This is a genomic window from Streptomyces sp. NBC_00704 (genome assembly GCF_036226605.1).
Taxonomy (GTDB): Bacteria; Actinomycetota; Actinomycetes; order Streptomycetales; family Streptomycetaceae; genus Streptomyces.
This window is the reverse complement of record NZ_CP109000.1, coordinates 4984400-5010689: the sequence shown is the minus strand read 5'-3', so window position 1 is coordinate 5010689 and position 26290 is coordinate 4984400. Positions and strand designations below refer to the sequence as shown.

Annotated in this window: 25 protein-coding genes and 1 riboswitch; of the genes, 11 read left to right on the top strand and 14 right to left on the bottom strand. The window is 73.6% G+C overall.

Translation table 11 applies throughout. The features are described from left to right. Positions 1 to 7 precede the first annotated feature (7 nt). From OG802_RS21975 to OG802_RS21955, 5 genes are all read left to right on the top strand, one after another. A complete protein-coding gene (locus tag OG802_RS21975; protein ID WP_329412929.1) occupies positions 8 to 625 on the top strand; it encodes a Uma2 family endonuclease in 618 nt (205 codons plus the stop codon). 201 nt (positions 626 to 826) lie between these two features. Beyond that, the gene (locus OG802_RS21970; RefSeq protein ID WP_329412927.1) at positions 827 to 1234 is read left to right on the top strand and encodes a VOC family protein; all 408 of its coding nucleotides are present in this window, start codon (positions 827 to 829) and stop codon (positions 1232 to 1234) included. Between the two features lie 101 nt (positions 1235 to 1335). Then, the gene (locus OG802_RS21965; protein WP_329412926.1) at positions 1336 to 1752 is read left to right on the top strand and encodes a hypothetical protein; all 417 of its coding nucleotides are present in this window, start codon (positions 1336 to 1338) and stop codon (positions 1750 to 1752) included. 5 nt (positions 1753 to 1757) lie between these two features. Continuing rightward, positions 1758 to 2273, top strand: coding sequence for a thiol-disulfide oxidoreductase DCC family protein (locus tag OG802_RS21960; protein WP_329417269.1), 516 nt, complete (start codon positions 1758 to 1760; stop codon positions 2271 to 2273). Positions 2274 to 2283: 10 nt separating this feature from the next. Further along, on the top strand, positions 2284 to 3150 hold the full coding sequence (locus OG802_RS21955; RefSeq protein ID WP_329412924.1) for a TetR/AcrR family transcriptional regulator: 867 nt from the start codon (positions 2284 to 2286) through the stop codon (positions 3148 to 3150). A gap of 22 nt (positions 3151 to 3172) precedes the next feature. Here the strand turns inward: OG802_RS21955 and OG802_RS21950 are convergent, their stop codons facing one another. After that, complete coding sequence (locus OG802_RS21950) at positions 3173 to 5581, bottom strand: MMPL family transporter (RefSeq protein WP_329417267.1); 2409 nt, start codon at positions 5579 to 5581, stop codon at positions 3173 to 3175. A 165-nt stretch (positions 5582 to 5746) separates the two neighbouring features. On the opposite strand from OG802_RS21950, the gene OG802_RS21945 reads away from it, so the two are divergent. Next, entirely contained in the window at positions 5747 to 6436 is a 690-nt protein-coding gene (locus tag OG802_RS21945; protein ID WP_329412922.1) for a response regulator transcription factor, read from the top strand. 47 nt (positions 6437 to 6483) lie between these two features. Then, entirely contained in the window at positions 6484 to 7878 is a 1395-nt protein-coding gene (locus OG802_RS21940; RefSeq protein ID WP_329417265.1) for a sensor histidine kinase, read from the top strand. A 109-nt stretch (positions 7879 to 7987) separates the two neighbouring features. Here the strand turns inward: OG802_RS21940 and OG802_RS21935 are convergent, their stop codons facing one another. From OG802_RS21935 to OG802_RS21920, 4 genes are all read right to left on the bottom strand, one after another. Next, entirely contained in the window at positions 7988 to 9493 is a 1506-nt protein-coding gene (locus OG802_RS21935; protein WP_329412920.1) for an ABC transporter substrate-binding protein, read from the bottom strand. Positions 9494 to 9517: 24 nt separating this feature from the next. Then, entirely contained in the window at positions 9518 to 10267 is a 750-nt protein-coding gene (locus tag OG802_RS21930; protein ID WP_329407288.1) for a transposase family protein, read from the bottom strand. Between the two features lie 360 nt (positions 10268 to 10627). Next, entirely contained in the window at positions 10628 to 11893 is a 1266-nt protein-coding gene (locus OG802_RS21925) for a metallophosphoesterase (RefSeq protein ID WP_329412918.1), read from the bottom strand. A 2-nt stretch (positions 11894 to 11895) separates the two neighbouring features. Beyond that, positions 11896 to 12135 (bottom strand): SCO4848 family membrane protein, encoded by a 240-nt coding sequence (locus OG802_RS21920; protein ID WP_329412916.1) that lies wholly within the window; start codon positions 12133 to 12135, stop codon positions 11896 to 11898. Between the two features lie 103 nt (positions 12136 to 12238). Here OG802_RS21920 and OG802_RS21915 point away from each other — a divergent pair, with 103 nt between their 5' ends. Beyond that, on the top strand, positions 12239 to 13576 hold the full coding sequence (locus tag OG802_RS21915; protein ID WP_443055450.1) for a D-alanyl-D-alanine carboxypeptidase: 1338 nt from the start codon (positions 12239 to 12241) through the stop codon (positions 13574 to 13576). Here OG802_RS21915 and OG802_RS21910 read toward each other — a convergent pair. The 3 genes from OG802_RS21910 to OG802_RS21900 form a co-directional block, all read right to left on the bottom strand. After that, positions 13530 to 14447 carry a YihY/virulence factor BrkB family protein gene (locus OG802_RS21910; RefSeq protein WP_329412913.1) on the bottom strand — a complete coding sequence of 306 codons (918 nt, stop codon included), beginning with the start codon at positions 14445 to 14447 and terminating at the stop codon, positions 13530 to 13532. The genes OG802_RS21915 and OG802_RS21910 overlap by 47 nt on opposite strands. A gap of 98 nt (positions 14448 to 14545) precedes the next feature. Continuing rightward, on the bottom strand, positions 14546 to 15496 hold the full coding sequence (locus OG802_RS21905) for a decaprenyl-phosphate phosphoribosyltransferase (protein WP_329412911.1): 951 nt from the start codon (positions 15494 to 15496) through the stop codon (positions 14546 to 14548). Next, entirely contained in the window at positions 15489 to 16037 is a 549-nt protein-coding gene (locus tag OG802_RS21900; protein WP_329412910.1) for a phosphatase PAP2 family protein, read from the bottom strand. The genes OG802_RS21905 and OG802_RS21900 overlap by 8 nt, the downstream gene beginning before the upstream one ends. Before the next feature lie 133 nt (positions 16038 to 16170). On the opposite strand from OG802_RS21900, the gene OG802_RS21895 reads away from it, so the two are divergent. Beyond that, positions 16171 to 17544: an FAD-binding oxidoreductase gene (locus tag OG802_RS21895; protein ID WP_329412908.1), complete on the top strand. Its 1374-nt coding sequence runs from the start codon at positions 16171 to 16173 to the stop codon at positions 17542 to 17544. Continuing rightward, positions 17541 to 18296 carry a decaprenylphospho-beta-D-erythro-pentofuranosid-2-ulose 2-reductase gene (locus OG802_RS21890; RefSeq protein WP_329412906.1) on the top strand — a complete coding sequence of 252 codons (756 nt, stop codon included), beginning with the start codon at positions 17541 to 17543 and terminating at the stop codon, positions 18294 to 18296. The genes OG802_RS21895 and OG802_RS21890 overlap by 4 nt, the downstream gene beginning before the upstream one ends. A gap of 11 nt (positions 18297 to 18307) precedes the next feature. On the opposite strand, the gene OG802_RS21885 is transcribed toward OG802_RS21890, so the two are convergent. The 5 genes from OG802_RS21885 to OG802_RS21865 form a co-directional block, all read right to left on the bottom strand. Continuing rightward, entirely contained in the window at positions 18308 to 18898 is a 591-nt protein-coding gene (locus OG802_RS21885; RefSeq protein ID WP_329412904.1) for a 2'-5' RNA ligase family protein, read from the bottom strand. A 194-nt stretch (positions 18899 to 19092) separates the two neighbouring features. Continuing rightward, positions 19093 to 20106: a tryptophan--tRNA ligase gene (gene trpS, locus OG802_RS21880; RefSeq protein ID WP_329412902.1), complete on the bottom strand. Its 1014-nt coding sequence runs from the start codon at positions 20104 to 20106 to the stop codon at positions 19093 to 19095. Between the two features lie 78 nt (positions 20107 to 20184). Continuing rightward, positions 20185 to 21639 carry a glycine hydroxymethyltransferase gene (locus tag OG802_RS21875; RefSeq protein ID WP_329412901.1) on the bottom strand — a complete coding sequence of 485 codons (1455 nt, stop codon included), beginning with the start codon at positions 21637 to 21639 and terminating at the stop codon, positions 20185 to 20187. Between the two features lie 31 nt (positions 21640 to 21670). Then, positions 21671 to 21761: riboswitch (ZMP/ZTP riboswitch) on the bottom strand. Between the two features lie 19 nt (positions 21762 to 21780). Beyond that, positions 21781 to 22968 (bottom strand): glutathionylspermidine synthase family protein, encoded by a 1188-nt coding sequence (locus tag OG802_RS21870; RefSeq protein WP_329412899.1) that lies wholly within the window; start codon positions 22966 to 22968, stop codon positions 21781 to 21783. A gap of 148 nt (positions 22969 to 23116) precedes the next feature. Then, positions 23117 to 23467, bottom strand: a complete 351-nt coding sequence (locus tag OG802_RS21865) for a hypothetical protein (protein ID WP_329412898.1) — start codon at positions 23465 to 23467, stop codon at positions 23117 to 23119. Between the two features lie 145 nt (positions 23468 to 23612). On the opposite strand from OG802_RS21865, the gene OG802_RS21860 reads away from it, so the two are divergent. After that, entirely contained in the window at positions 23613 to 24461 is an 849-nt protein-coding gene (locus OG802_RS21860; protein ID WP_329417264.1) for a hypothetical protein, read from the top strand. A 373-nt stretch (positions 24462 to 24834) separates the two neighbouring features. Here the strand turns inward: OG802_RS21860 and pdxR are convergent, their stop codons facing one another. Beyond that, on the bottom strand, positions 24835 to 26259 hold the full coding sequence (gene pdxR, locus OG802_RS21855; RefSeq protein WP_329412896.1) for a MocR-like pyridoxine biosynthesis transcription factor PdxR: 1425 nt from the start codon (positions 26257 to 26259) through the stop codon (positions 24835 to 24837). Positions 26260 to 26290: the final 31 nt, after the last annotated feature.

The following is a 26290-nucleotide window of genomic DNA, read 5'->3' as shown; positions in this document are numbered from 1 at the left end:
GCACGCGATGTCCGCTGCATCCGTCGAGCAGCCCTACGCCGACGAGCCGTTCTCCCTGACGGCCATCGCCGACGAGATCATGGAGCGTCATCCGGGCTACCGCGTCGAGATCATCGGAGGCCACCTCCTCGTGACACCGTCACCGGATGCCCCGCACGCCCGCGCCCTGACGAAGCTCATGCGACCGTTCATCGCAGCAGGGCTCGACGACGGGGACAGCGAGGTCCTCCAGAACGTCGGGCTGTGGCTGCCGACGGGCGCGGAGGACTACGCGATCCCCGACCTCGTGATCGTCGACGCCGACATCGACGACCACTTCGTGGAGAACAACGCGTACGACCCCGGCTGCTTCCGTCTGGTCCTGGAAGTGACCTCGGGGAACTGGAAGGACGACCTCAGGACGAAGGTCGCCGCCTACGCCCAGGCGAAGGTGCCCGTCTACGTCGTCGTCGACCGCAAGCACCAGCGTGTCCACGTCCTCACCGAGCCGGTCGTGGGCGGCTACGACAAGCACCAGTTCTACGCGCCCGGCCAGTCCGTGACACTGCCCGACGTCATCGGCGCCAAGGTCACATTGGAGGCCGCCGAGATCCTCGCGGCCGGCCGCCCCAAGAAGAGCGAGTGAGCCGGGCTCACCGCGACGCGTACCACTGCGGGTCGTCGCCGAGCCGCCGGCGCGGGTCTTCGCGCACGCGGGGCCGCCGGGCTTGACGCCGACGCAGGGCGAGGAGACGGGATCGATCCCGTCCTCCGGCCGGGTGACCCGCGGGTCCCGCTCCGGTCCCGTCCCGCGGGATGCCCGTGCGCCGGTACCTAATGTGACCGCATGTCAGACGATCAGTCGTACGACCTGCTCGGGTTCGACCACGTGCTGCTGCCGGTCGGCGACCTCGGCGACGCCGTGGGCTTCTACGAGCGGGCGGGTTTCACGGTGGCGTTCCGGTTCGACGAGGGCGGCATCGCCTCGCTGAAGGCCGGGGGCGAGACCCCCGGCGTCCTGCTGCGGCGGGAGGAGGCGCTGGCGCACCGGCCGCCGCCGTGGCCGGCCACCCGCGTGTGGCTGGAGGTGCCGGACGCGCGGGCGACGGCCGGGCGGCTGGCCGCGGCCGGCATCCCCCCGCTCGACGCGCCGTTCGCCGGGGCCACCGGGTGGACGGTCGAGATCGCCGACCCGTGGGGGAACGTCCTGGGGTTCACGGACTACTCCAAGCGCCCCGAGCTGGCCAGGCGTTAGAGGTCGCGTCTGCACCCGCCCCCCATGTTGAACATGTTCAAAAGCAGGGCTACAGTCATCCCTGACAGCGTTTTGAACGCGTTCAAGAAAAGGTGGGGAACATGGACCGCACGGTCATCGCCTACGTCGTCTACCTGATCGTCAGCATCGGCCTGACGATCTGGGTGGCCAGGACCCTCAGCAGCAACGGACGGGCCTTCCTCGCCGACGTGCTCCAGGGGAACGAGAAGCTCGCCGACGCCGTGAACCATCTGCTGGTGGTCGGCTTCTACCTGGTCAACCTCGGCTTCGTCGCCCTCTACCTGAGCGGCGACGACACCATCGAGAACGCCCGGGGCGTCTTCGAGGCCCTGTCGACGAAGCTGGGCGTGGTGCTGCTGGTGCTCGGGGCGCTGCACCTGGCCAACGTGTACGTGCTGAACCGGATCCGGCGGCGCGGGGTCATGGAGCGCGAGCAGGTGCCGCCGGTCGGCCCGCAGGGCTGGACGGCCCCGCAGGCGCCGGCGACCGGGGCGTGAGCACCGTGACGGCCCCCGCGGCCGGCCGGGACGACCGGGACGCCCGCCGCGTCCCGGTCCGCCGGCTCACCGTCCTCTACGACGCCGAGTGCTCCCTGTGCCGGTTCGTGCGCGAGTGGCTGGGCCGCCAGCCGCAGCTCGTTCCGCTGGAGTTCGTGCCGGCGGGCTCCGCCGAGGCGTACGCCCGCCATCCCGGCCTCGACCACCGCGCCACCCTCGGCGAGATCACCGTCGTCGGCGACGCCGGCCAGGTCTACCGGGAGGCCGCCGCCTGGATCGTCACCCTGTGGGCGCTGCGCGAGCACCGCCCGCTGGCCCACCGGCTGTCCACCCCCGCCGGGACGAAGGTCGCGCGGGCGGCCGTGCTGTCCGCCGCGAAGTGGCGGCAGGGACGGGAGCGCGGCGGCGCCGGCTGGGGCGGGGGCGTCTACCGGCGCGGCGACGGGTGGACGTACGACCCGTTCGGCGGCTGGACCTACCACGCCCCCACCTGTGCCGACGGCCACTGCGCCACTGACTAGGCTCTCGTCCGTGCCCGCTGACAACGACGGCCCCGCCGAGGCCGCTTCCCCGCCCCCCTCCCGCGAGGGCGCTCCCGCGTCCAAGTCCGAGCAGACGCGCGCGCTGATCCTGGAGACCGCGATGCGGCTGTTCCAGGAGCGCGGCTACGACCGGACGACGATGCGGGCCATCGCCCAGGAGGCCGGGGTCTCGGTCGGCAACGCGTACTACTACTTCGCCGGCAAGGAGCACCTGATCCAGGGCTTCTACGACCGGCTGGCCGCGGAGCACCGGGAGGCCGTGCGGGACATCCTCGCGCGGGAGACGAGCCTGGAGGCCCGGCTGGCGGGGGTGCTGCGGACCTGGCTGGACGTGGCGAAGCCCTACCACGAGTTCGCCGTCCAGTTCTTCAAGAACGCGGCGGACCCGGACAGTCCGCTCAGCCCGTTCTCCGCCGAGTCGGAGCCCGCGCGCTTGCAGGCCATCGCCGTCCACCGGGAGGTCCTCGCGGGCTCGAAGGCCAAGGTGCCCGAGGAGCTGCGGGAGGTGCTGCCCGAGCTGATGTGGCTCTCGCAGATGGGCCTCGTCATGTACTGGATCTACGACCGCACGGAAGGGCGCGAGCGCAGCTACCGGCTGGCCGGGCGGGGGGCGCGGCTGACCGCGCGGGGCGTGGCGCTGGCCCGGTTCCGGATCCTGCGGCCGCTCGTGCTGGAGGTGCACGAGCTGTTCACGGACTTCCTGCCCGGCATGACCAACGTCCCGCCCGCCCCCGCCGGCGCGGCCCCGCAGGAGGAGGCCGCCGAGGGCGGGGACGGGCGGGACGGCGACGGGCGGAACGGGGACGCGCGGGACGGGGGCAGCGGCGACGCGGGCGGCGGGGCCGCCGGGGTGTGACCGGCGGCGGCCCCGTCGGCGGTCAGTTCACCGCGTCGAGTTCGTCCTCGGTGAGTTCCACGTCGTAGACCAGCGGCTGCGCCGCGACCGTCAGCCGCCGGGCCTGCGCGGCCGACGGGGAGGCCGTCGTCGCCAGCAGATACGTCCCCGGGCCGGGCACCGAGAGGATGTAGGAGCCGTCGGCGAGCGAGGTCACGCGGTCCAGGCGGCGGCCGCCCGTCGTCATGAGCGTCATCGTCGCTCCCTCGACGGGTTCGCCGGCCGCGTCCCGGACGAAGCCGTGGACGGCGGAGGCGGGACCGCCGTCCGCCCCGGCGGGCGCCTCGTGCGGCTCGTCCTCCTTCGGCTCCACCGCCAGGTGCGGCAGTCGCCGCTCCAGCCATCGCGGCAGCCACCAGTTGGAGTCGCCCAGCAGGTGCATCGCGGCCGGGACGAGGGCCGTGCGCAGCACGAACGCGTCCAGCGCGACGGCCGCCGCGAGGCCGACGCCCGCCATCGCCGCGCCGGAGTCGCCGCTGAGCACGAACGCGAGGAACACGCACACCATGATCAGGGCGGCCGAGTTGATGACCCGGCTGGTCTCCGCCAGGCCCACCCGGACCGCCCGCGCGTTGTCCCGGGTGTGGACCCATTCCTCGTGCATCCGGCTGACCAGGAAGACCTGGTAGTCCATCGACAGGCCGAACAGCAGGGACAGCATGATGACCGGCAGGAAGGCGTTGATCGGGCCCTCCTTGCCGAGGCCGAGCAGGTCCAGTCCCCAGCCCCACTGGAAGACCGCGACGAGGACGCCGAAGGAGGCCGCGGCCGCGATCAGGTTCATCACCGCGGCCGTCAGCGGCACCACCAGGGACCGGAAGGCGACCAGCAGCAGCAGGAAGCCCAGCCCGATGATGGTGGCGATGAACAGGGGCAGCCGGTCGCCGGTGACGGTCGCGAAGTCCTTGGAGACCGCCGTGACGCCGCCCACGTGCGCCGTCACCCCGGCCCGCGGGACGACGTCGTCGCGCAGCCGGTCGATCAGGGCGTCCGTCTCCTTCGACTGGGGCGAGGTGGTGGGGACGACCTGGATCACGGTGACGCCGTGCGCGGGCGGCAGCGCGGCCACCCGGGCGACGCCGGGAGCGCCCTCGACGCCCTTGACGAGAGCGGTGGCGTCACCGCCGTCCACGACCACCTGGAGCGGGCCGTTGAAGCCCGGCCCGAAGCCCTCGGCGAGCAGGTCGTAGGCCTTGCGGGTGGTGGCGGCCCCGTCGTCGTTGCCCTGGTCGGTCGCGCCGAGGCGCAGCGAGAGCACGGGAAGGGCGAGGACGGCCATGACGACGACCGCGATCGCCGCGATCGCCCTGGGGCGGCGCTGCACCCCCGCCGACCAGCGGACCGCGGGGGTGCCGGCCTTCTCCGGCTCCGGGCCCGACGCGGTCAGCCGCCCGCGCTGCCCGCGGCTGAGCACGCGCACGCCGAGGAAGCCCAGCAGCGCGGGCAGCAGCGTGGTGGCGGCGAGGACGCTCAGCACCACCGTCAGGGACGTGCCGATGACGACGCCGTCCAGGAAGCGCAGGTTCGTCACCAGCATCCCGGCGAGCGCGATGCACACCGTGCCGCCCGCGAACAGCACCGCCCGGCCCGAGGTGTTCAGGGCGGTGACCGCCGAGTCCTCCGGGTCCAGGCCGCGCAGGACGCCCTTGCGGTGCCGGGTGACGATGAACAGGGCGTAGTCGATGCCCACGCCCAGGCCGATCAGGGAGGACAGCAGCGGGGCCAGGTCGGGGATGTCGGTGACGTGGCTGAGCAGCTGGGTCGAGAACAGGCCCATGCCGACGCCGAAGACCGCCACGGCCAGCGGCAGCAGCATCGCGAAGAGGGAGCCGAAGGCGAGGAAGAGCACGACGGCGGCCGCCGCGAGGCCGACCATCTCGGCCAGGCCGGTGGGCGGCTCCTGCACCCGCTGGATGGCCTGGCCGCCCAACTCCACCTCCAGTCCGTCGCGTTGGACGCCCCGCGCGGTGTCGACGACGTCCTGGACCAGTTCCTTGGGCACCGCGTTCGCCTGCTCGGTGAAGGTGATCTGGGCGTAGGCGATCCGGCCGTCCCGCGACACCTGCGCGGCCGCCCCCGCATAGGGGCTGGTGACGCCGCCGACGCCCGTCATCCGCGCGATGTCGTCAAGGGCGGGCTGGACCCTCGACCGCACGTCCTGGTCGCGGACCGAGCCCTCGTCGACCTTCCACACGACCGTGTCGGTGTCGCCCGCGCGCGCGGGGAACGCCTTCTCCATCAGGTCGTACGCCTTCTTGGAGTCCGTGTCGGGGAGGGAGAAGACGTTCGCGTAGTCCGTGCCCGCCGCCGAGGCCGAGAACCCCAGGCCCGACAGCGCCCCCACCCACACCAACAGGACCACCAGCCGATGCCGGTAGCACCAGCGCGCCAATGCCGCCACGATCGCCACTCCTCACACGGTTTCGACAGGTCCCCCGGGTCCTGGCACCAGGATCGGCCGCGCCGGGCGGCCCGGCCCAGGCGACGGCCGTGACTCTCAAGGAACTCCAAAGCGCGAACCGGCCCCCGGCCCCGCCGGGGCGCCGATACTGGGGGCATGACGAAGGCCGCGGGCACCGTGCTGGTCGTGGAGGACGAACCGAGCATCGCGGACGTCCTCGCCATCGCCCTGCGCTACCACCGCTTCGAGGTGATGACCGCGGGCGGCGTCCGCGAGGCCCTCGCGCTCGCCGAGCGCACCCGGCCCGACGTGGCGCTGCTCGACGTGATGCTGCCCGACGGCGACGGGCGGGCGCTGGGGCGCGAACTGCGCGGCCGCAGGCCCGGCCTGGCGCTGGTGTTCCTCACCGCGCGCGACGCGCCCGCCGAGATCGTCGGCGCGCTCGGCTTCGGCGACGACTACATCACCAAGCCGTTCGACATCGACGTCGTCGTCGCGCGGATCACCGCCGTGCTGCGCCGCACCCGGCCGGCCGACGTCCTCCCCCAGCGGCCGCCGCTGCGCTACGGCGACCTGGAGCTGGACGAGACGACGTACAGCGTGCACCGCGCGGGCCGCTCGGTCGAGCTGACGCCCACCGAGTACGCGCTGCTGCGCTTCCTGGTGCGCAACGGCGGCCGCATCGTGCCCAAGGAGCAACTCCTGCGCCACGTCTGGCAGTACGAGCACACGCCGCCGGAGTCGACGGTCGTCGAGACCTACATCAGCTATCTGCGGCGCAAGCTGGACGCCCTGGGACCGCCGGTGATCACCACCCGGCGGGGCGTGGGATACGGGCTGGCGTGAGGCGGGCGCACCGGCACGGGATCCACTCGCTGCGGGCCAAGCTGACCATGGCCAACGTGGCGCTGCTGGCGCTCGGCATCGTCGCCGCGACCGCCGTCAGCCTCATGGCGATGCGGCACTACCTGCTGGGCCAGATCGACTCCGAGCTGACCAAGACCCGCACCTCGCTGGGGAGTTCGCAGCTCACCCTGCGCCAGATCGACTCGCTCAGCGTGCTGGGCTTCGTCCGCGACCGGCTGGTGCCCGAGTACTCTGCTGACCGGCCGGCGCCCGACTCGGTGTTCACCGCCGTCGACCGCCGGGGCGAGGCCGTGGCCCTGTTCGGCGTGCGGCCGACCGAGGCGCAGCTCGGGCTCGCGGACGCCGTCACGGACCCCGGCGCGCTCGCCCGCGACCTCGACCCGCGCGACGTGACCGTGCACGGTGCGGCGTACCGGGTGACGGCGACCCGGCTGTCCGACGGCTCGTACGTCCTGCTGGCCACCTCGACGGACGCCCTCCACAAGGGCATCGCGAAGGCCCTGCGGCTCGATCTCGCGGTGGGCACCCTGCTGCTGGCCCTGCTCGCCTGTCTGACGCTGTTCAGCGTGCGCCGGCGGATGCGGCCGCTGGAGGACATGGTGGAGACGTCGTCGGCGATCGCCGAGGGCGACCTGACCCTGCGCGTGCCGTCCAGTCACCACCCCACCCAGGAGGTCGAGCAGCTGCGGCTGGCCCTGAACTCGATGCTCCACCAGGTGGAGACGGCGTACCGCACGCGCGAGCGCAGCGCGGCCCAGCTGCGCCGGTTCGTCGCCGACGCCTCGCACGAGCTGCGCACCCCGCTGTCGGCGATCCGCGGCTACCTCCAGCTGTACGACCAGGGGATGCTGCGCGAGCCGGAGGAGCGGAGGAGGGCGTGGGACCGGATGAACGGCGAGGTGGACCGGATGGGCCGGCTCGTCGACGAACTGCTCACCCTGGCCCGGCTGGACCAGCGGCCGGAGCTGCGGCTGCGCAACGTCGACGTGTGCCGGCTCGCGCGGGACGCGGCGCAGGACCTGCGGGCGCAGCAGCCGCAGCGGCCGGTCACGGTGGAGGCGGACGGGTCGGTGCTGGTGCGGGCCGACGAGTCGGGGCTGCGGCAGGTGCTGGGCAACCTGGTGGCCAACGTCCGCACCCACACCGCCGCGGACGTGCCGGTGCGGCTCGGCGTGCGGCGCGCGGACGGGGTGGTGCGGGTGTCCGTCGAGGACAAGGGGCGGGGGCTGGGCCCGGAGGACGCGGCCCGCGTCTTCGACCGCTTCTTCCGGGCGGGCGGCGGCGCCGGCAGCGGGCTCGGGCTGGCGATCGTGCAGGGCGTGGTCGAGGCCCACGGCGGCGAGGTGGCGGTGCGCACGGCGCCGGGCGAGGGCTTCGAGGTGACGGTGGCCCTGCCGTCCCGGCCCCGCACCTGCGCCTGACCGGCGCGGGGCCGCCCGGGGCCGGCGGGGGCCCCGAGCGCGCTCCGGTCGCGGGCCGGGCAGCGGCCCGGTCCGCGGCCCGGGTCGCGGTTCTCACCGCCGGGGCGGGTCAGATCCAGTCGAGCTTCCACAGGCGGAACACGCCGTTGCCGTCCGCGAGGTACTGGCCGCCGCCGACGTCGTCGATGGTGACGACGTACTCCTTGCGCTGCCACAGCGGGATGAGCGGTACGTCGTCGGCGACGGCCTGCTGGAGGCCGCGGAAGTCGTCGGCGGACAGGCCGCGGTCGGCGAAGCGGCGGCTGTCGGCGATGTAGCGGTCGACGGCCTTGTCGCTGTAGCCGGTGTTCATGGTGGAGCCGGTGCCGACGAGCGGGGCGGTGAAGGTGTCCGGGTCGGGGTAGTCGGCGACCCAGCCCACGGCGTACGCGTCGAGCTTGCCGGTGGCCCACCGCTTCTGGAAGGCGGTCCACTCGTAGCCCTTGACGTTCACCCTGAACAGGCCGCTCGCCTCCAGCTGCCGCTTCAGCTCCGCCGCCTCGGCCGCCGCCGCGCCGCTGCCCAGGCCGTAGCCGTAGGTGAACGTCACCGGGATGCTCACGCCGGCCTTCTCCAGGAGCTTGCGCGCCTTCTGGGCGTTCCGGTTCGGGTAGCTGTCGAAGAAGGACGTGGTGTGACCGGTGATGCCGGCCGGGATGAGCGAGTACAGCGGCTCGACCGTCCCGTCGTACACGGTCGACGCGAGCCGCTCGCGGTCGATCAGCCAGGCCATCGCCCGGCGGACGTCCGTGTCGTGCAGCGGCGAGCCGGAACGGGTGTCGAAGTACAGGTTGCGGGTCTCGGAGCTGTCGGCCTCGGTCACCCGCTGGCCGGGGTCGCTGGCGTTGAGGGCGGCGAGGGCGGCGGGCGGCAGCTGCCGGGTGGCGGCGTCGACCTCCTTGGCCTGCCAGGCCTTCTCCAGGGCCTCCGGGTCGGCGTAGTACCGCAGTTCCACGGGCGCGCCGGTGCCGACCGCGCCCTTGTAGCGCGCGTTGGGCGTGAGTTCGGCCTTCTTGCCCTTGGTGTAGCCGGTCAGCTCGTACGGGCCGGTGCCGTCGACGCCGTCGCCGGTGCGCAGGGCGTCGGCCGGGTAGCGGGTGCGGTCGACGATCGACCCGGCTCCGGTGGCCACCTTGAACGGGAAGGTGGCGTCGGGCGACCCCAGGTGGAAGGTGACGGTCAGCCCCTTGGCGGAGACCGACTTCAGGGTCGAGAACAGGGACGCCGGACCGACGTCCGCGTTGATCTTCTTGACCCGGTCGAAGGAGAACTTCACGTCCTCGGCGGTCACCTCGTCGCCGTCGGCGAAGGTGAGGTCGTCGCGCAGTTCGCAGGTGTACGTCGTCAGGCTGCCCTTCGCGAAGGAGCAGCCGCGGGCCGCGTCCGGCACGGGCGAGACGCCGCCCGGCTCGTACGTCAGCAGCGACTGGAAGACGTTGCTGAACAACGCCCAGGATCCGGCGTCGTAGGCGCCCGCCGGGTCGAGCGAGGTGACGGTGTCCGTGGTGCCGACCGTGATGGTCGCCTCGTTGTTCCCCTTCGACGGCAGCAACTGCCAGCCGCCCGCTCCGATCACCGCGAGAACCAGCAGTGAACCTTTTCAGCGTTGCCTCTCCAGGGTGAGGACGGCTTTGGCGATGACGGTCATGCGGTTGGGGCTGATGCGGGATCTGCGGAAGATCTGCCAGGACTTGAGCCGGGCCATGCCGCGTTCGACGGGTGCCCTGGCGGCGGAGAGGGCCCGGTTCCTGGTCCGGTCGGTGAAGGTGAGTTCACCGTGGGGCGGGCGGCGCTTGGCGGTGGTGACCCAGTCACCGGCGCCGATGTAGGCCATGTCGGCGAGGACCGGGACGCCCTGCCGCTCGCAGATCCGGAGGATCTTGTGGGTGCGGGCGGCGGTCAGGTCGTGGGTCCGGCCCGGCAGCGCTGGGGACAGCCACAGGATCTCGCCGGCCGGATCGGTGACGACCTGCACGTTCACCCCGTGCCGTTTGTGTTTCGCCGAGTAGTCGGCCCGGCCGTCGCCGACGCGGTCGCACTCGGCGAGCGTGCCGTCCAGGAGGGCGAAGTCCGGGTCGTGCTCGCGCAGCGTCTTCAGCAGGCCCGGTGCCTGCTCGGCGAGCAAGCCGGTGACGGAGGTGATGTAGGCGTGGGCGGTGCCGACGGATATCCCGAAGGCCGCGGCGATGCGGGCGAGGGTGTCATGCCGGCGCAGGTACACGAGTGCGACGAGCGCACGGCGGTGCGGCGGGAGTTTGCACCGCCGGTCACCCTCGCGGGTGACGATGAGCATCGTGACCCACTCGACCAGGGCGTGAGGCAGGTCGAGTGCGGCAGGATACGGAACCAACAGGGCTCCTGTGCTGCTGAGTTGAGACGTTGAACACCTCTCTCAACGGCACGGGAGCCCTGTCCGTTGCGCACCCCGACCTTCACACCGCTCCGTCACCCGATCGGTGGCCACACTGAAAACGCTCAGTGTCAAGAGAATCCGCATGCGAACAGATCGCATGGTGGTGTCCTGCCTCCCCAGGCCGCAAGACGGGCCCAAGCCACAAAAAAGCGCCGCTCCCCTTGGCGGCGGGCTCACCTAATCACAGGAGTTTCGGGTGGCGGAAGAGGATTCTGGCGAGATGAGAAAGAACTTACCGTCGGGGTGTTTGCGCCGGGTTTCACAGGGTGTTCGCAGGCCGTGTTCTCCGGTCAGGAGTCAGCGGGTGGCGGCCAGTTGGACGACGGTGATGTCGGAGGGGGCGCCCACGCGCGTGGGCGGACCCCAGGCGCCCGCGCCCCGGGACACGTACAACTGCGTGTCGCCGTAGCGCTCCAGGCCCGCGACGGTGGGGTTGGCGGCCTTCGCGAGGAGGCTGCCGGGCCACAACTGGCCGCCGTGGGTGTGTCCCGAGAGCTGGAGGTCGACGCCGTGGCGTACGGCGTCGTGGATCTGGACGGGCTGGTGGGCGAGGAGCACGCACACGCGTGCCGGGTCGCGGCCGCCGAGGGCCCGGGCGAAGTCGGGGCCCTGGCCCTCGCTCTCGCCGGCGATGTCGTTCACTCCGGCCAGGTCGAACCAGGGCAGCTCGGTGCGGGCGTTCTCCAGCGGGTCCAGCCCGAGCCGGCGCACCTCCTCGACCCACTGCCCGGCGCCGGAGAAGTACTCGTGGTTGCCGGTCACGAAGTAGGTGCCGTGCCGGGCCCGCAGCCCGGCCAGCGGGGCGGCGGCCGGGCCCAGGTCCTTGACGCTGCCGTCGACGAGGTCGCCGACGACGGCGATCAGGTCGGGCTGCGTTCCGTTGACCGTGTCGACGACCTTCTGCGCGAAACCCCGCCCGAGCACCGGGCTCAGGTGGATGTCGCTGACGACGGCGATGCGGTAGCCGTGGGCGGCGCGCGGCAGCTTGGCCAGGGGCACGGTCACCCGCTTGACGCGGGGGCCGCGCAGCACGCCGTAGGTGCCGTAGCCGACCGTGCCCGCGGCGGCCGCGGCCGCCGTCCCGGCCACCACGCGGGAGACGAACAGCCGCCGGGAGGGATCCGGCGTCGCCGCGGACGGGGGCGCCGGGGGCGTCACGGAAGCGGCCTCGCCCGCGGGCCGCGTGCCCACCGGGAGGGGCTCGGGCCGGGCGGGGGCCGCGGACGCCCCGGCGGGCGCGCCGGTCCGGGCGCGCCGCTCCAGGAGGCGGCGCAGCAGCGGCCGCAGGGCCTCGCCCGCGAGCACGGCGAGCAGCAGGTAGACCGAGAGGGCCAGCCACAGGAAGCCGGGCCAGGCCAGGACCCGCTGGAGCGGGAAGGGCGCGCCGGCGCGTTCGGCGGCCAGGGCGCCGATGGCCAGCGCCCAGCCGCCCGCGAGCAGCGCGGCGCCGGCGCGGCGCGTGCGGCCGGGGCCGCGGGTCGTGTCGCGGAACAGGCGCAGCCACAGGTACCGGTTGGCGGCGGCCAGGAGGGTGAGGGCGAGCAGTGCGAGGACGACCGGCACCGCTATGCCGTCCGGTGGAGTGCGCGCAGACCACGCAACCCGATGGCTCCGACGGCCGTCCCCAGGAGGAAGGAGACGACGGCGAGCGTGAGGTGCACCCAGAAGTAGGCCGTGGGGCGGCCGTCGTCGAAGGCGAGTCCGCTGCCGTCCTTGACCAGGTTCTTGACGAAAGTGATCCAGATGATCCAGCTCCACACCCCGAAGGCGAGCAGGAACCAGCAGAGGCGGCGGCTGAGCGTCATGCGTTCAGTATCGCCGCCCGGTGTCCTGATCCGTGACCGGGGTGGGGAGGGCGGCGGGACTTCCCGTCGCGCGCCGGGTAATTTCTCCGTCGTGCCCGCACCCATGAACCGGACCGCCAGGCGTGCCCTGCTGGTCACCTCCGCGACCCTCGCGTCCCTCGCGCTGACCGCGCCCGTCTCGCTCGCCGCGCCGAAGCCGTCGCCGTCGCCGGCGGCGTCCGGTGCGCCGTCCGCGCCGCCGAAGGGCTCGCCCCCGGCCTCGCCGACGGGCGGCCCGTCGGTCACTCCCCCGCCGGGCATGTCGACCGTGGGCGGCACGAGGCTCGGGCAGGCCGGGACGCAGGTGGCGATCGCGGGCGGTGCGCCGGTGCTGCCCAAGGACCTCACGGCGCGCTCGTGGATCGTCGCGGACGCCGAGTCGGGCGACGTGCTGGCCTCGCACAACGCGCACTGGCGGCTGCCCCCGGCGAGCACGATGAAGATGCTGTTCGCCGACACCGTCCTGCCGAGGTTCCCCAAGAACACCGTGCACAAGGTGGACCCGAAGGACCTGGCCGGCATGGGAGAGGGGTCCAGCCTCGTCGGGATAAAGGAGGGCGAGACGTACACGGTCCACGACCTGTGGCTCGGCGTCTTCCTGCGCTCCGGCAACGACGCCGTGCACGTGCTGTCGGCGATGAACGGCGGTGTGGCGGCGACCGTCGAGGAGATGAACGAGCACGCCGGTGAACTCCAGGCCCTGGACACGCACGTCGTCTCCCCGGACGGCTACGACGCCCCCGGCCAGGTGTCCTCGGCGTACGACCTGACCCTGTTCGCGCGTTCGGGTCTTCAGAAGGCCGACTTCCGGGAGTACTGCTCGACGGTCTCGGCCAAGTTCCCCGGCGAGACGACGAAGAACAAGAAGGGGAAGATCTCCCGCGGGTCCTTCGAGATCCAGAACACCAACCGGCTGCTGAGCGGCGACTACGACATCACGCAGTACCCGGGGATCGCGGGCGTGAAGAACGGCAACACCACCAACGCGGGCGCCACCTTCACCGGGGTCGCCGAACGCAACGGCAAGGTGCTGCTGGTGACGGTCATGAACCCGTCGAAGACGGACCACAACGAGGTCTACAAGGAGGCCGCGGCCCTGCTCGACTGGGGCTTCCAGGCCGACGGCAAGGTGACGCCGGTGGGCGAGCTGGTCCGGCCGCAGGGCGTGCACGGCAGTGCGCAGCCCGGCGCGAACCCGTCGTCCGCCGTGGAGGGCGGTCAGGCCGGCGGCGCGGGGAACGTGTCGCACAGGCCGGTCGCGGGCGCGGTGGCCGGCGGCGGCTCGGGCGGGATGTGGACCGCGCTGGCGGTCACCGGCGGTCTGCTGGCGCTGCTCGCGGGCGGCGCGTTCCTGGTCAACCGCCGGTGGCCGCTGCCGGACCTGGTACGACGCCGTCGCTGACGTCGGCGTCGCGGGAGCCGTCGGGCGCGCTGCCCGTCGCCGTCCAGGCCGCGCAGTACAGGACCAGCTTCGAGGTGAAGTTGATCCACAGCAGCAGGGCGATGGGCACGCCGAACGCGCCGTACATGCTCTTGGCGGCCACGCCCTGCATATAGCCGCTGAGCAGCAGCTTCAGCAGTTCGAAGCCGACGGCGCCGATGAGGGCGGCGACGACCAGGCGGCGCCGGGTCGGTTCGACGCCGGGCAGCAGCGTCAGGACGTACAGCAGCAGGAGGAAGTCGGCGAGCACGGCGACGGAGAACGCGGCGACGCGCAGCAGGACGCTGCCCCAGCCGGCCCGGTCGATGCCCAGCTCGTCGGTGATCCAGCCGACCAGGGCCGAGGCGAGGGTGGAGATGGCGATGGTCAGCAGCAGCGCGCCGCCGAGGCCGACGAGGACGCCGGCGTCCTTGGCCTTGGCGAGGACGGGGTTCTCGTCCTTGTCGGGGCACTCCCACACCGCGCGCAGGCAGTCCCGCATCTGGCCGACCCAGCCGATGCCGGTGAGCAGCAGGATCGCGCCGGCGATGGAGCCGACGGTGCCGGCGTTCTGGACGAGGCTGTGGACGTCGAGCTGGTCGGAGATGCCGGGGACCTGGTCGGCGATCTTGTCCTGGAGTTCCTGCTGCTGGGAGTCGCTGAGCGTGGCGGCGGCGACGGCCGCGGCGACGGTGAGCAGCGGGAAGAGGGCGACGAAGCTGACGAAGGTCATGGCGGCGGCCAGCCGCGTCCACTTGACCCGGTCCAGGCGCTCGTACGACCGCCACGCGTGCGTGGCCATGAGGCGCGCGATCCACGGCCCGACGCCGGGGAGCTTCTTCAGCCAGTCCATGACCCCACTCTGCCCTGCTGGGCGCGGCTGACGCCGAAGTCCGCGGGCCGGGTGCGGCGCGGGCCGCGGGACGGTCGCCGCCGGGGCGGTGCGGCGGCCTACCAGTCGGCCACCGCGAGCCCGTACATGGCGAGCCAGGCCAGGGCGATGAGGGCGAGGGCGCGGTCGCCGAGGACGACGTCCTCGGGTTCTCCGGCGGCGCCCCGGTCGGCGAAGACCGCGTAGCGCAGGACGGCCAGGACGAAGGCGACGACGGACAGCTGACGCCAGGGCAGCACGCCGGTGTGCGCGACGCCGCCCTCCTCCAGGGCCCACAGGCAGTAGCCGAGGACGGCGACCCCGGCGGCCAGCTGCCAGACGAAGCGCAGGTAGCCGGTGGTGTACTCGGTGAGCAGCGCGCGGGTGGCGCCCGCGTGTCCGGCCATCTGCACGGCCTCGGAGTAGCGCTTGGCGGCGACCATGAACAGCGCGCCGAAGCCGGTGGTGATCAGGAACCAGCGGGACAGGGGGATGCCGAGGGCGAGTCCGCCGGCCGTGGCCCGCATCAGGAAGCCGGTCGTGACGACGACGAGGTCGAGGACCAGGACGTGCTTCAGGCGCAGGCAGTAGGCCAGTTGCACGACCAGGTAGGCGGCCAGGAGCGCGGCGACGGCGGGGTTGGCGAGCCGGGCCGCGGCGAGCGGTGCGAGGACCGCGAGGGCGCCGCCGACGGCGTACGCGAGGGGCGCGGGGACCTGTCCGGCGGCGACCGGTCGGTGGCGTTTGGCGGGGTGGGCGCGGTCGGCCTCGGCGTCGCGGGCGTCGTTGACCAGGTAGACGGCGGCCGAGCAGGCGGTGAACAGGACGAAGACGAGGGCGAGTTGGGCGGCGGTGTGCAGGCCGGCGAGCCGGCCCGCGGCGGCGGGGGCGGCGACGACCAGGACGTTCTTGACCCACTGCCGTGGGCGGGCGGTGCGCAGGAGGCCGCCGAGGAGGGTGCCGGGGCGCACCGGCGGCCGGGGCGGCCGCGGGGGGTGGGTGCGCTGCCGGTGCAGCAGGGCCTCAGCCACGTCGCCCTCCCGCCGTCGTCCGGCGTGCCCCGAGGCTCGCGGTGAGGACGCCCAGGGCGGCGCCGGCCGCCACGTCGGAGGGGTAGTGGACGCCGGCGACGAGCCGGGACAGGCACATCGCGGCGGCCAGCGGCGGGACGGCGTACGCGCCGAGCGCGCCGTAGGCGACGGCGGCGGCGCCCGCGGCGGCGGCGTGCGAGCTGGGGAAGGAGTGCCGGCCGGCGGTGCGCACCAGGGGCTCGACGTGCCGGGGGCGCGGGCGGCGGACGATCCGCTTCAGGCCCATGCCGGCGAGGTGCGCGCCGGCGGTGAGCGCGGTGGCGCGCAGCCAGGCGGCGCGGCGCGGGGAGTCGGCGACGGCCCCGGCGGCGCCCACCGCGAGCCACAGGGCGCCGTGCTCGCCGGCCCGGGACAGGGCGCGGGCGGCGCGGGCCACGCCCGGGTGGGCGGCGCGGGCGTGCACCGCGGAGAGGATCCGGTGGTCGAGGCCGCTCGGGCCACCCGGCGCGCCAATTCGTCCCGTTTCATCCAGTTCGTCCATGTGGACCCACTGTTCACGCCGACCTCGCCGGAACCCCGGCAATATGGGGCGGCATCCCATTAATCACCCATTTCGGGGATGATTAGGAGGTTTAGCAACTACTCGCTCACATAGGGGCGATACGGTCGCCCCCATGCCTGCCGAGACCGTTTCCGAGACAGTTTCCGTCACGGGATGGGGCCGCACGGCCCCCACCGTCGCGCGGGTGATCCGCCCCCGGACCTATCCCGAGGCCGTCGCGGCCGTCCGGGACTGCGGCGCCCGGGGCGCCATCCCCAGGGGCCTGGGGCGGGCCTACGGGGACGCGGCGCAGAACGCGGGCGGCACGGTCGTCGACGTCACCGGACTGGACCGCATCCACGTCGTCGACGCCGACGCCGGCGTCGTCCTGTGCGACGCGGGCGTCTCGCTGCACCGGCTGACAGAGGTCCTGCTGCCGCTCGGCTGGTTCGTGCCGGTGACCCCCGGCACCCGCTACGTGACCGTGGGCGGGGCGATCGCCGCCGACATCCACGGCAAGAACCACCACGTCTCGGGCTCCTTCGCCCGCCATGTGACCTCCTTCGAGCTGCTCACCGCCGACGGCACGGTCCGCACGGTGCGACCGGGCACCCCCCTCTTCGACGCGACCGCCGGCGGCATGGGCCTGACCGGGATCGTCCTCACGGCCACGGTCCGGCTCCAGCCCGTCGAGACCTCCCTGATGTGCGTCGACACCGAGCGCACCGCCGACCTCGACGACCTGATGGCCCGGCTCACCGACGGCGACCACCGCCACCGGTACTCCGTCGCCTGGATCGACCTCCTCGCGCGCGGCGCGGCCACCGGACGCGCGGTGCTGACCCGCGGCGACCACGCCCCCCTGGACGCGCTGCCGCCCCGGACGCGCAGGACGCCGCTCGCGTTCCGCCCCTCCCGGCTCCCGGCCCCGCCCGCCCACCTCCCCGACGGCCTCGTCACCCGCACCGGCGTCGCCCTGTTCAACGAACTCTGGTACCGCCGGGCCCCCCGCGCGCGGACCGGCGAACTCCAGCGGCTCTCCGCCTTCTTCCACCCGCTGGACGGCGTCCCGCACTGGAACCGCGTCTACGGCCGCGGCGGCTTCGTGCAGTACCAGTTCGTCGTCGGACACGGCCGGGAGGAGACCCTGCGCCGGATCGTGCAGCGCATCTCGGCCCGCCGCTGCCCGTCCTTCCTCGCCGTCCTCAAACGGTTCGGGGAGGCCGACCCGGGCTGGCTGTCCTTCCCCCGGCCGGGCTGGACCCTCGCACTGGACGTCCCCGCCGGCCTCCCCGGACTCGGCGCCTTCCTCGACGAACTGGACGAGGAGGTGGCCGCCGCCGGGGGCCGCGTCTACCTCGCCAAGGACTCCCGGCTGCGGCCGGACCTGCTCGCCGCGATGTACCCGCGACTGGACGACTTCCGCGCGCTGCGCGCGGAGCTGGACCCGCGCGGGGTGTTCATGTCCGACCTCGCCCGCCGACTCGACTTCCAGGAGCCAGCATGAAGGACGCCTTCGGCCTCCCCCAGTCCCTTCTCGTCCTCGGCGGCACGTCCGAGATCGCCCTGGCCACCGCGCGCCGGCTGATCGCCCGCCGCACCCGCACGGTATGGCTGGCGGGCCGCCCCTCCCCCGCCCTGGAGTCGGCGGCCGCCCGGCTGCGCCTGCTCGGGGCCGACGTGCACACCGTCCCGTTCGACGCGCTGGACCCCGAGGCCCACGAGGCCGTCCTCGGCAAGGTGTTCGCCGAGGGCGACGTCGACCTGGTGCTGCTCGCCTTCGGCGTCCTCGGCGACCAGGCCCACGACGAGCGCGACCCCGCGGCCGCCGTGCGCGTCGCCCGGACCAACTACACGGGGGCGGTGTCCGCGGGCCTGATCGCCGCCCGGGCGTTGCAGACGCAGGGCCACGGCTCCCTGGTCGTGCTCTCCTCCGTCGCCGGCGAGCGGGCCCGCCGCTCGAACTTCATCTACGGCTCCAGCAAGGCCGGCCTCGACGCCTTCGCCCAGGGCCTGGGCGACGCGCTGCACGGCACGGGCGTGCACGTCATGGTGGTGCGCCCCGGCTTCGTCCGGACGAAGATGACCGCCGGGCTGCCGCAGCCGCCGCTGGCGACGACGCCGGAGGCGGTCGCCACCGCCGTCGAGCTGGGGCTGCGCCGCCGCTCGGAGACCGTGTGGGTGCCGGGCCTGCTCCGCGTGGCCATGTCCGCCCTGCGGCACACCCCACGCGGACTGTTCCGCCGACTGCCGCTCTGACGCGGGGGCCCCTAGCGGGCCGGCAGGGAGCCGCGGTTCCAGCCGCGGTCCAGGCGGGCGGCCTGCGGCGGGACCACCGCACCGCCGAAGGGGTACTCGCGCAGCTTGCGCCAGACGCCGTCGGCGCCCTGCTCGGCGAGGGCGAACCCGGTGCAGGGCCAGGCCGCCTCGTACCCGGCGAGCTCCTCGAACGCCCGGTCCATCGCCGCCTCGTCGATGCCGTGCGCGACGGTGACGTGCGGGTGGTAGGGGAACTGCAACTCGCGGACCAGAGGCCCCGAGGCGTCCCGGATGCGCTGCTGGAGCAGGGCGCAGGTCTCGGCGCCCTCGACCACCCGCAGGTACACCACCGGCGACAGCGGGCGGAAGGTGCCGGTGCCGCACAGCCGCATCGGGAAGGGCCGGGCGGCCGCGGCGACCGTGCTGAGATGCGCCTCGACGGCCGGCAGCGCGCCCGCCCCGACCTCGGTCGGCGGCAGCAGGGTGACATGGGTGGGGATGCCGTGAGCCGCGGCGTCGCCGAAGCCTGAGCGCCGCTCCTGGAGCAGGCTGCCGTGAGGCTCCGGGACCGCGATCGACACGCCGATCGTTACGGTCCCCACGTCTTCTCCTGTCGTCCTGTCGTCATGTCGTCTGTCGTGCCGGCGGGGTGGCGGGCGCCGGGTTCGTACTCGGGCGTACGGATATCGACTGTACGGCCACGGCTGTGCTCTCGGCAGGCGCGGGGGAAGTGATGTGCAGCGCTCTGCCCGAAGGAACACGTGTGCGGTGCGCCCCCCCGCGCCTCCGCGCGCCTTCAGTGCTTCGCGGGCAGGAAGCCCACCCTCTCGTACGTCCGCGAGAGCGTCTCCGCGGCGACCGCGCGCGCCTTCTCCGCGCCCTTGGCCAGGATCGAGTCGAGCGTCTCGGGGTCGTCCAGGTACTGCTGCGTACGGTCCCGGAACGGCGTCACGAAGTCGACGACGACCTCGGCCAGGTCCGTCTTCAGCGCGCCGTACAGCTTGCCCTCGTACTGCCGCTCCAGCTCGGCCACGGCGGTCCCGGTGAGGGTCGAGTAGATGCCGAGCAGGTTGCTGACGCCCGGCTTGTTCTCGGTGTCGTAGCGGATCACCGTGTCGGTGTCCGTGACCGCGCTGCGGACCTTCTTGGCGGTCGCCTTCGGCTCGTCGAGCAGGTTGATGAGGCCCTTCGGCGTGGACGCCGACTTGCTCATCTTGATCGACGGGTCCTGAAGGTCGTAGATCTTGCCCGTCTCCTTCGGGATGTACGGCCTGGGCACGGTGAAGGTGGCGCCGTAGCGGCCGTTGAAGCGCTCGGCGAGGTCGCGGGTCAGCTCGATGTGCTGGCGCTGGTCCTCGCCGACCGGCACCTCGTCGGCCTGGTACAGCAGGATGTCCGCGACCTGGAGGATCGGGTACGTGAACAGGCCGACGGACGCGCGGTCGGCGCCCTGCCGGGCGGACTTGTCCTTGAACTGCGTCATGCGGCTGGCCTCGCCGAAGCCGGTGAGGCAGTTCATCACCCAGGCGAGCTGCGCGTGCTCGGGGACGTGGCTCTGCACGAACAGCGTGCACCGCTCGGGGTCGAGCCCGGCCGCGAGGAGCTGGGCGGCGGCCAGCCGCGTGTTCGCGGTCAGCTCCTTCGGATCCTGCGGGACGGTGATCGCGTGCAGGTCGACGACCATGTAGAACGCGTCGTGGGACTCCTGGAGGGCCACCCACTGGCGGACGGCGCCGAGGTAGTTGCCGAGGTGGAACGAGCCCGCGGTGGGCTGGATTCCGGAGAGCACGCGAGGTCGGTCTGAGGCCATGCCCACATTGTCGCAGAGCCCGGGGAGCGGCCGGGACGCGTCCCGGGCGGCCTGGACGGGGCCGCCCGGGACAGCGCGTCAGCCGAGGTCGATCTCGGGGTACAGCGGGAAGCCCGCCACGAGGTCGGTGGCCCGGCGGGAGATCTCGTCCGAGACCTTGGGGTCGAGGACATGAGAGGCCTTCGACGGCGCGCCCGACTTCGTGACGCCCGGCTCGGCCGTGGTCAGCACCCGGTCGATCAGCCCCGCCACCTCGTCCATCTCCACCGTGCCGAGACCGCGGGTGGTCAGCGCCGGGGTGCCGATGCGCACGCCGGAGGTGTACCAGGCCCCGTTGGGGTCGGCGGGGATGGCGTTGCGGTTGGTGACGATGCCCGAGTCGAGCAGCGCGGCCTCGGCCTGGCGGCCGGTGAGGCCGTAGGAGGAGGCGACGTCGATCAGGTTGAGGTGGTTGTCCGTGCCGCCGGTGACCAGGGTCGCGCCCCGGCGCATCAGGCCCTCGGCCAGCGCGCGGGAGTTGTCCACGATGCGCTGCGCGTAGTCCTGGAAGGACGGCTGCCGGGCCTCGGCGAGGGCGACGGCCTTGGCGGCCATGACGTGCGGGAGCGGGCCCCCGAGGACCATCGGGCAGCCGCGGTCGACCTGGTCCTTGAGGGAGTCGTCGCACAGGACCATGCCGCCACGCGGGCCGCGCAGCGACTTGTGGGTGGTCGTCGTGACGATCTGGGCGTGCGGAACCGGGTCGAAGTCGCCGGTGAGGACCTTGCCGGCGACCAGGCCCGCGAAGTGCGCCATGTCGACCATGAGGGTCGCGCCGACCTCGTCGGCGATCTCGCGCATGATCCGGAAGTTCACCAGACGGGGGTACGCGGAGTAACCCGCGACGATGATCATCGGCTTGAACTCGCGGGCCGTCGTGCGCAGCGCGTCGTAGTCGATGAGGCCGGTCGCCGGGTCCGTGCCGTAGGAGCGCTGATCGAACATTTTTCCGGAGATGTTCGGGCGGAAGCCGTGGGTCAGGTGGCCGCCGGCGTCCAGGGACATGCCGAGCATGCGCTGGTTGCCGAACGCCTGGCGCAGCGTGGCCCAATCGGCGTCGGTGAGGTCGTTGACCTGGCGGACGCCGGTCTTCTCCAGGAAGGGGGCCTCGACGCGGTCGGCGAGGACGGCCCAGAAGGCGACCAGGTTGGCGTCGATGCCGGAGTGCGGCTGGACGTAGGCGTGGCGGGCGCCGAACAGCTCGCGGGCGTGCTCGGCGGCGAGCGACTCGACGGTGTCGACGTTGCGGCAGCCGGCGTAGAAGCGGCGGCCGACGGTGCCCTCGGCGTACTTGTCGCTGAACCAGTTGCCCATCGCGAGGAGGGTCGCCGGGGAGGCGTAGTTCTCGGAGGCGATCAGCTTGAGCATCTCGCGCTGGTCGTGGACCTCCTGGCCGATGGCGTCGGCGACGCGCGGCTCGACGGCGCGGATCACGTCGAGGGCGGCGCGGAAGGCGGTGGACTCGGTGGACAGGGGTGCGGAATTCTCGGGCATCGGGACCTCCGGACGTGGCGTACGGCGAGTTCGGTTCGGCCCAGGCGCACGGCACTGTCACTGCTCACGGGCCGCTCCCCGATGGTCCGTCCCATCCCAGCGCGCCAGTCACGGCCCGTTCGCCAGCCTACCGGGTACGGGTCAGCGGATCACGTGCGGGACGAAGCGGGCGTACTCGTCGGTGATCAGGCCGCTGGACTCGCGGATGCCGAGGCCCGCCGCCTCCCCGTCCACGACCCAGGCGCCGAGGACGACGTGGTTGCCGTCGAAGGCGGGCAGCGGGGCCAGCTCCTGGTAGCAGCAGGGCTCGTCGTCCCGTACGGCGGGATCCGCGCCCTTCTCGTGGAGCGTGACGCCGGCGCCCTCACGGCCCAGCAGGGGCTTGGCGGCCCAGCCGGTGGTGGCGGCCAGCTCGCGCGGGCCGTCCAGGTAGGCGGGCAGCAGGTTGGGGTGGCCGGGGTACAGCTCCCACAAAACGGCCAGCAGCGCCTTGTTGCTCAGGAGCATCTTCCAGGCGGGCTCGATCCACATCGTCGTGCCGGTGCCGCCGCCGTTGTCGAGGGTGGCGAGGACGTGACCGGCGAAGCGGTCGGTGGTGAGCCACTCCCACGGGTACAGCTTGAAGCAGCTGCGGATGAAGCGGAGCTGCCCGTCGACGAAGCGGCCGGACAGCGGGTCCCAGCCGATCTCCTCCATCGCTATCCAGTCGGTGTCCAGACCGGCCTGCTCGGCGGTCTCCTTGAGGTAGGCGACCGTCATGAGGTCCTCGCCGAGTTCGTCGGCGGAGGAGTGCGCGAAGTGGAGCGGGCTGCCCGGCGGCAGCAGGGCGGCCTGTCTCCGCCAGGCCGCGACGAGACGTTCATGCAGGGAGTTCCACTGGTCGGCGCCGGGGAAGCGGTCCTCCATCCAGAACCACTGGGGAGAGGCGGCCTCCACCAGGGAGGTGGGGGTGTCGGCGTTGTACTCCAGGAGTCTCGCCGGGCCGCCGCCGTCGTAGTGGAGGTCGAACCTGCCGTAGACGGAGGGGAGTTCGGCGCGCCGCCGCCAGGCCTCGGCGACCGCCGCGGCGACCCGCGGGTCGGTGATGCCGAGGTCGGCGAGGCGGTCGGCGTCGACGAGACGGGCGGCCGCCGCCAGGCACATGGCGTGCAGCTCCTCGACGGTCTCCTCCAGCGCCTCGACCTCGTCGAGGGTGAACTCGTAGTAGGCGCTCTCGTCCCAGTAGGGGCGCAGCACGCCGTCGGGGTGGCGGGTGAGCGGGTAGACGAGCCCCTGCTCCTCGACGGTCCGCTGCCAGTCGGGGCGGGGTTCGACGGTGTGGCGTCGCATGGTGAGGTGTCCTCTTCAGCCGCTCGGTCCGGTCGTCCGGTCCGGGTCCGGTCGTCCGGTCCGGGTCCGGTCGTCCGGTCCGGGTCCGGTCGTCCGGTCCGGGTCCGGTCGTCCGGTCCGGATTCGGTCGTGACGGTGTGCCGGTCGGTCAGCCGCCCGAGCCGCCCTTGTGGCCGCCGCCGAAGCCGCCGCGGTCGACGCCCCCGCCCGAGCCGCCGCTGCTCGAACCGCCGGAGCCCTTGCCGGACTTGGAGAGGGAGCCGCCCTCGACGAAGGAGCCCTTCTTGCTGCCGCCGTAGTACCAGACGGCGTGCGACGTCGAGCCGGACTTGCAGTTCTTGTCGGCGATGACCTTGTAGCCCTTGGCGCGGGTGTAGCTGTCGCGGTCCACGCACCGCTTGTCCGGGTCGGAGGAGCAGGCGGTGAGGGCCGTGGCCAGCAGGCTCACGCCCCCCAGCACCACCGTGCCCGAACGCAACCGCCGCCGTATCTCCGCCATGTCCGTGTCTCCCCGTGTCGGTTCGCCCCTACGGCGTTCGCCCCTACGGCGAATTCCGGCCGCCAGCCTAGACAACCGCGCGGACGGCGGACGCGGGCGGCCCGGCGGGGAGCCGCTCGCCTACAGTCCTCTCGTGCTCTTCGGAATGGTGTGCGCCCTCGGCGCGGCGGTCTGCTTCGGTGCGGCGACGGTGTTGCAGGCGGTGGCCGCGCGGGCGGCGGCCGCCGAGGGAGGCGACGGGCGGGGCCCGGCGGGGGACGCGGCGCTGCTGCTGCGGGCGGTGCGCCAGTGGCGTTACGTGGCGGGGCTGGGGCTGGACGGACTGGGCTTCGTGTTCCAGATCATCGCGCTGCGCTCGGTGCCGATCTACGCCGTGGGCGCGGCCCTCGCGTCGAGCCTCGCGGTGACGGCGGTGGTCGCCGCGCGGCTGCTGCACGTGCGGCTGAGCCGGACCGAGTGGGCGGCCGTGGCGGTGGTGTGCGCGGGGCTCGGGATGCTGGGGCTGGCGTCCGGCGCGGAGGGCGAGGAGAGCGGGCCGGCGGCCCTGCCGTGGGCGATGCTCGGCGCGGCCGTCGCGGTGCTGCTGCTGGGGCTGGTCGCCGGGCGGCTGCCCGAGCGGGGGCGGGCGCTGACGCTGGGCCTCGGCGCGGGCTGCGGGTTCGGGGTGGTGGAGGTGTCGGTGCGGCTGATCGACTCGCTGTCCCCGGCGGCCCTGCTCACGGAGCCCGCCCTGTACGCGCTGCTGCTGGGCGGCGGGGCCGCGTTCCTGCTGCTGACCACGGCCCTGCAACGGGGTTCGGTGACGACGGCCACCGCCGGGATAGTGATCGGGGAGACGATCGGTCCGGCGCTGGTCGGGGTGGTGTGGCTGGGCGACCGCACGCGGGACGGGCTGGCGTGGCTGGCCGTGCTGGGGTTCGCGGTGGCCGTCGCGGGGGCGCTGGCGCTGGCCCGGTTCGGGGAGGCGCCGGAGACCGTGCCGCCCGCGGAGTGAACGCTGCCCCTGCGGGCGTGCGCGCCTGAGCCCGGCCGTCGTCGTGGGCGCGGGCCCGTCGGCCCGTCGGCGGCCCTTGCCCCGCGCGCACGGCCTGCCGGTGCTGCTCCTGGGGGCGGACGGCGAGGGCCGCGAACGTCCGTGCGGCCGGGCCCTGTCGGCGCACCGCGAGACGCTCCGGCTGCCGGAGGGGACGCGTCCGGGCCCCCGCCGCCGAGTTCACGCCCCACGGCCCCGCCGGGCACACCCGACGGACCCTGCACCGGGGGCCGTGGGACGCACGCGCGCGCCGCCTGAGAGCGCGCCGGGGTCGTCTTCGTCTTCTCTTCGTCTTCTGGGAAGTCACGGGACCTCGCGGGAAGTCGCGGACTCCCTATCCGGGGAAGGGGATTCCGGAGCCGTTCTCGCCGGAGGGTAGCGCCGCGCACAACGCGTCCAGCGCGCCCGACCAGGCGTGGTCCGGCGGCGTCCCGTACCCCACGACGAGGGCGTCGAAGTGCTCGGTGGCCGCGTCGGCGTGGCGGAAGCGGGGGGTGAGGGCTTCGAGGGCCAGGCCCTGGTAGGCGGCGGCCCGCAGCACCGCCCCCTGGGTGCCGGGCGGCAGCCGCAGGACGGCGTGCAGGCCGGCCGCGATGCCGGTGACACGGATCGCGGGGGCGCGGGCGGCCAGCGCGGCGACCAGTGCGTCCCGGCGGCGGCGGTAGCGGGTGCGGGCGGCCCGGACATGACGGTCGTAGGCGCCGCAGGCCAGGAACTCGGCCAGGGTCAGCTGGTCGAGGACCCCGGAGGTGTCCGTCTCGCCCTTGGCCGCCGTCACCTCGCCGACCAGGCCCGGCGGCAGCACCATCCAGCCCAGGCGCAGACCGGGGGCGAGCGACTTGCTCGCCGTGCCCAGGTACACCACGTGGTCGGGGTCGAGGCCCTGGAGGGCGCCGACGGGCTGGCGGTCGTAGCGGAACTCGCCGTCGTAGTCGTCCTCCAGGACCAGCCCGCCGGTGCGCCGGGCCCAGTCCACGACGCCGGACCGCCGGTCGCGGTGCAGGGGCACGCCCATGGGGAACTGGTGGCCGGGGGTGAGCAGGACCGCCCCTTCGTCGGTCAGCCCCCCGGTGTCCGTGCCCCGTTCGTCGAAGGGCAGCGCGGCCGTCGTCTGCCCGGCCGCCCGCAGCAGCCTCCAGTGCTCGTCCAGGCCGTAGGACTCGACGGCGACGGTGTGCGACCCGCGGGCCCGCAGGACGGCGGTGAGCAGCTTCAGGCCGTGCGCGAACCCGGCGCACACCACGACCCGCTCGGGGTCGGCGCGTACTCCGCGGGCGCGTGAGAGGTAGCCGGCGAGCGCGGTGCGCAGCTCCACGCGCCCGCGGGGGTCGCCGTAGCCGAGGGCTTCGGAGGGGGCGGCGGTGAGGGCGCGGCGGGCCGCCCTGAGCCACTCGGCGCGCGGGAAGGAGCCGAGGTCGGGGGTGCCGGGGCGCAGGTCGTAGGCGGGTCCGCGCCGCTCGGGGCGCGGGGGCGCCGCGGTGGCGGGCGGGACGACGGTCCGGTCCGCCACCCGGGTGCCCGAGCCCTGGCGGGCGGTCAGCCAGCCCTCGGCGACGAGGTCGGCGTAGGCGTCGGCGACCGTGTTGCGGGCGATGCCCAGGTCGGCGGCGAGGGAGCGGGAGGACGGCAGGCGGGTGCCGGGCGTGAGCCGGGCGCTGCGGACGGCCTCGCGCAGGGCGTCGGTCAGCCCTCGCCGCAGGTGCGGTCCGGCGGGTTCCAGGTGGAGGTCGACGCCCAGAGTGGCCCGTGTTCTCGCCATGGAAATGGACCATACTCCTGGGCCGTCCGGC

What these genes read in the sequence shown, in the direction of transcription:
- OG802_RS21975 (WP_329412929.1), top strand. Translation starts at nt 8, where the DNA reads ATGTCCGCTGCATCCGTCGAGCAGCCCTACGCCGACGAGCCGTTCTCC.
- OG802_RS21970 (WP_329412927.1), top strand. Translation starts at nt 827, where the DNA reads ATGTCAGACGATCAGTCGTACGACCTGCTCGGGTTCGACCACGTGCTG.
- OG802_RS21965 (WP_329412926.1), top strand. Translation starts at nt 1,336, where the DNA reads ATGGACCGCACGGTCATCGCCTACGTCGTCTACCTGATCGTCAGCATC.
- OG802_RS21945 (WP_329412922.1), top strand. Translation starts at nt 5,747, where the DNA reads ATGACGAAGGCCGCGGGCACCGTGCTGGTCGTGGAGGACGAACCGAGC.
- OG802_RS21940 (WP_329417265.1), top strand. Translation starts at nt 6,484, where the DNA reads ATGGCCAACGTGGCGCTGCTGGCGCTCGGCATCGTCGCCGCGACCGCC.
- OG802_RS21920 (WP_329412916.1), bottom strand. Translation starts at nt 12,135, where the DNA reads ATGACGCTCAGCCGCCGCCTCTGCTGGTTCCTGCTCGCCTTCGGGGTG.
- OG802_RS21915 (WP_443055450.1), top strand. Translation starts at nt 12,239, where the DNA reads ATGAACCGGACCGCCAGGCGTGCCCTGCTGGTCACCTCCGCGACCCTC.
- OG802_RS21910 (WP_329412913.1), bottom strand. Translation starts at nt 14,447, where the DNA reads ATGGACTGGCTGAAGAAGCTCCCCGGCGTCGGGCCGTGGATCGCGCGC.
- OG802_RS21900 (WP_329412910.1), bottom strand. Translation starts at nt 16,037, where the DNA reads ATGGACGAACTGGATGAAACGGGACGAATTGGCGCGCCGGGTGGCCCG.
- OG802_RS21895 (WP_329412908.1), top strand. Translation starts at nt 16,171, where the DNA reads ATGCCTGCCGAGACCGTTTCCGAGACAGTTTCCGTCACGGGATGGGGC.
- OG802_RS21890 (WP_329412906.1), top strand. Translation starts at nt 17,541, where the DNA reads ATGAAGGACGCCTTCGGCCTCCCCCAGTCCCTTCTCGTCCTCGGCGGC.
- trpS (WP_329412902.1), bottom strand. Translation starts at nt 20,106, where the DNA reads ATGGCCTCAGACCGACCTCGCGTGCTCTCCGGAATCCAGCCCACCGCG.
- OG802_RS21875 (WP_329412901.1), bottom strand. Translation starts at nt 21,639, where the DNA reads ATGCCCGAGAATTCCGCACCCCTGTCCACCGAGTCCACCGCCTTCCGC.
- OG802_RS21870 (WP_329412899.1), bottom strand. Translation starts at nt 22,968, where the DNA reads ATGCGACGCCACACCGTCGAACCCCGCCCCGACTGGCAGCGGACCGTC.
- OG802_RS21865 (WP_329412898.1), bottom strand. Translation starts at nt 23,467, where the DNA reads ATGGCGGAGATACGGCGGCGGTTGCGTTCGGGCACGGTGGTGCTGGGG.
- OG802_RS21860 (WP_329417264.1), top strand. Translation starts at nt 23,613, where the DNA reads ATGGTGTGCGCCCTCGGCGCGGCGGTCTGCTTCGGTGCGGCGACGGTG.
- pdxR (WP_329412896.1), bottom strand. Translation starts at nt 26,259, where the DNA reads ATGGCGAGAACACGGGCCACTCTGGGCGTCGACCTCCACCTGGAACCC.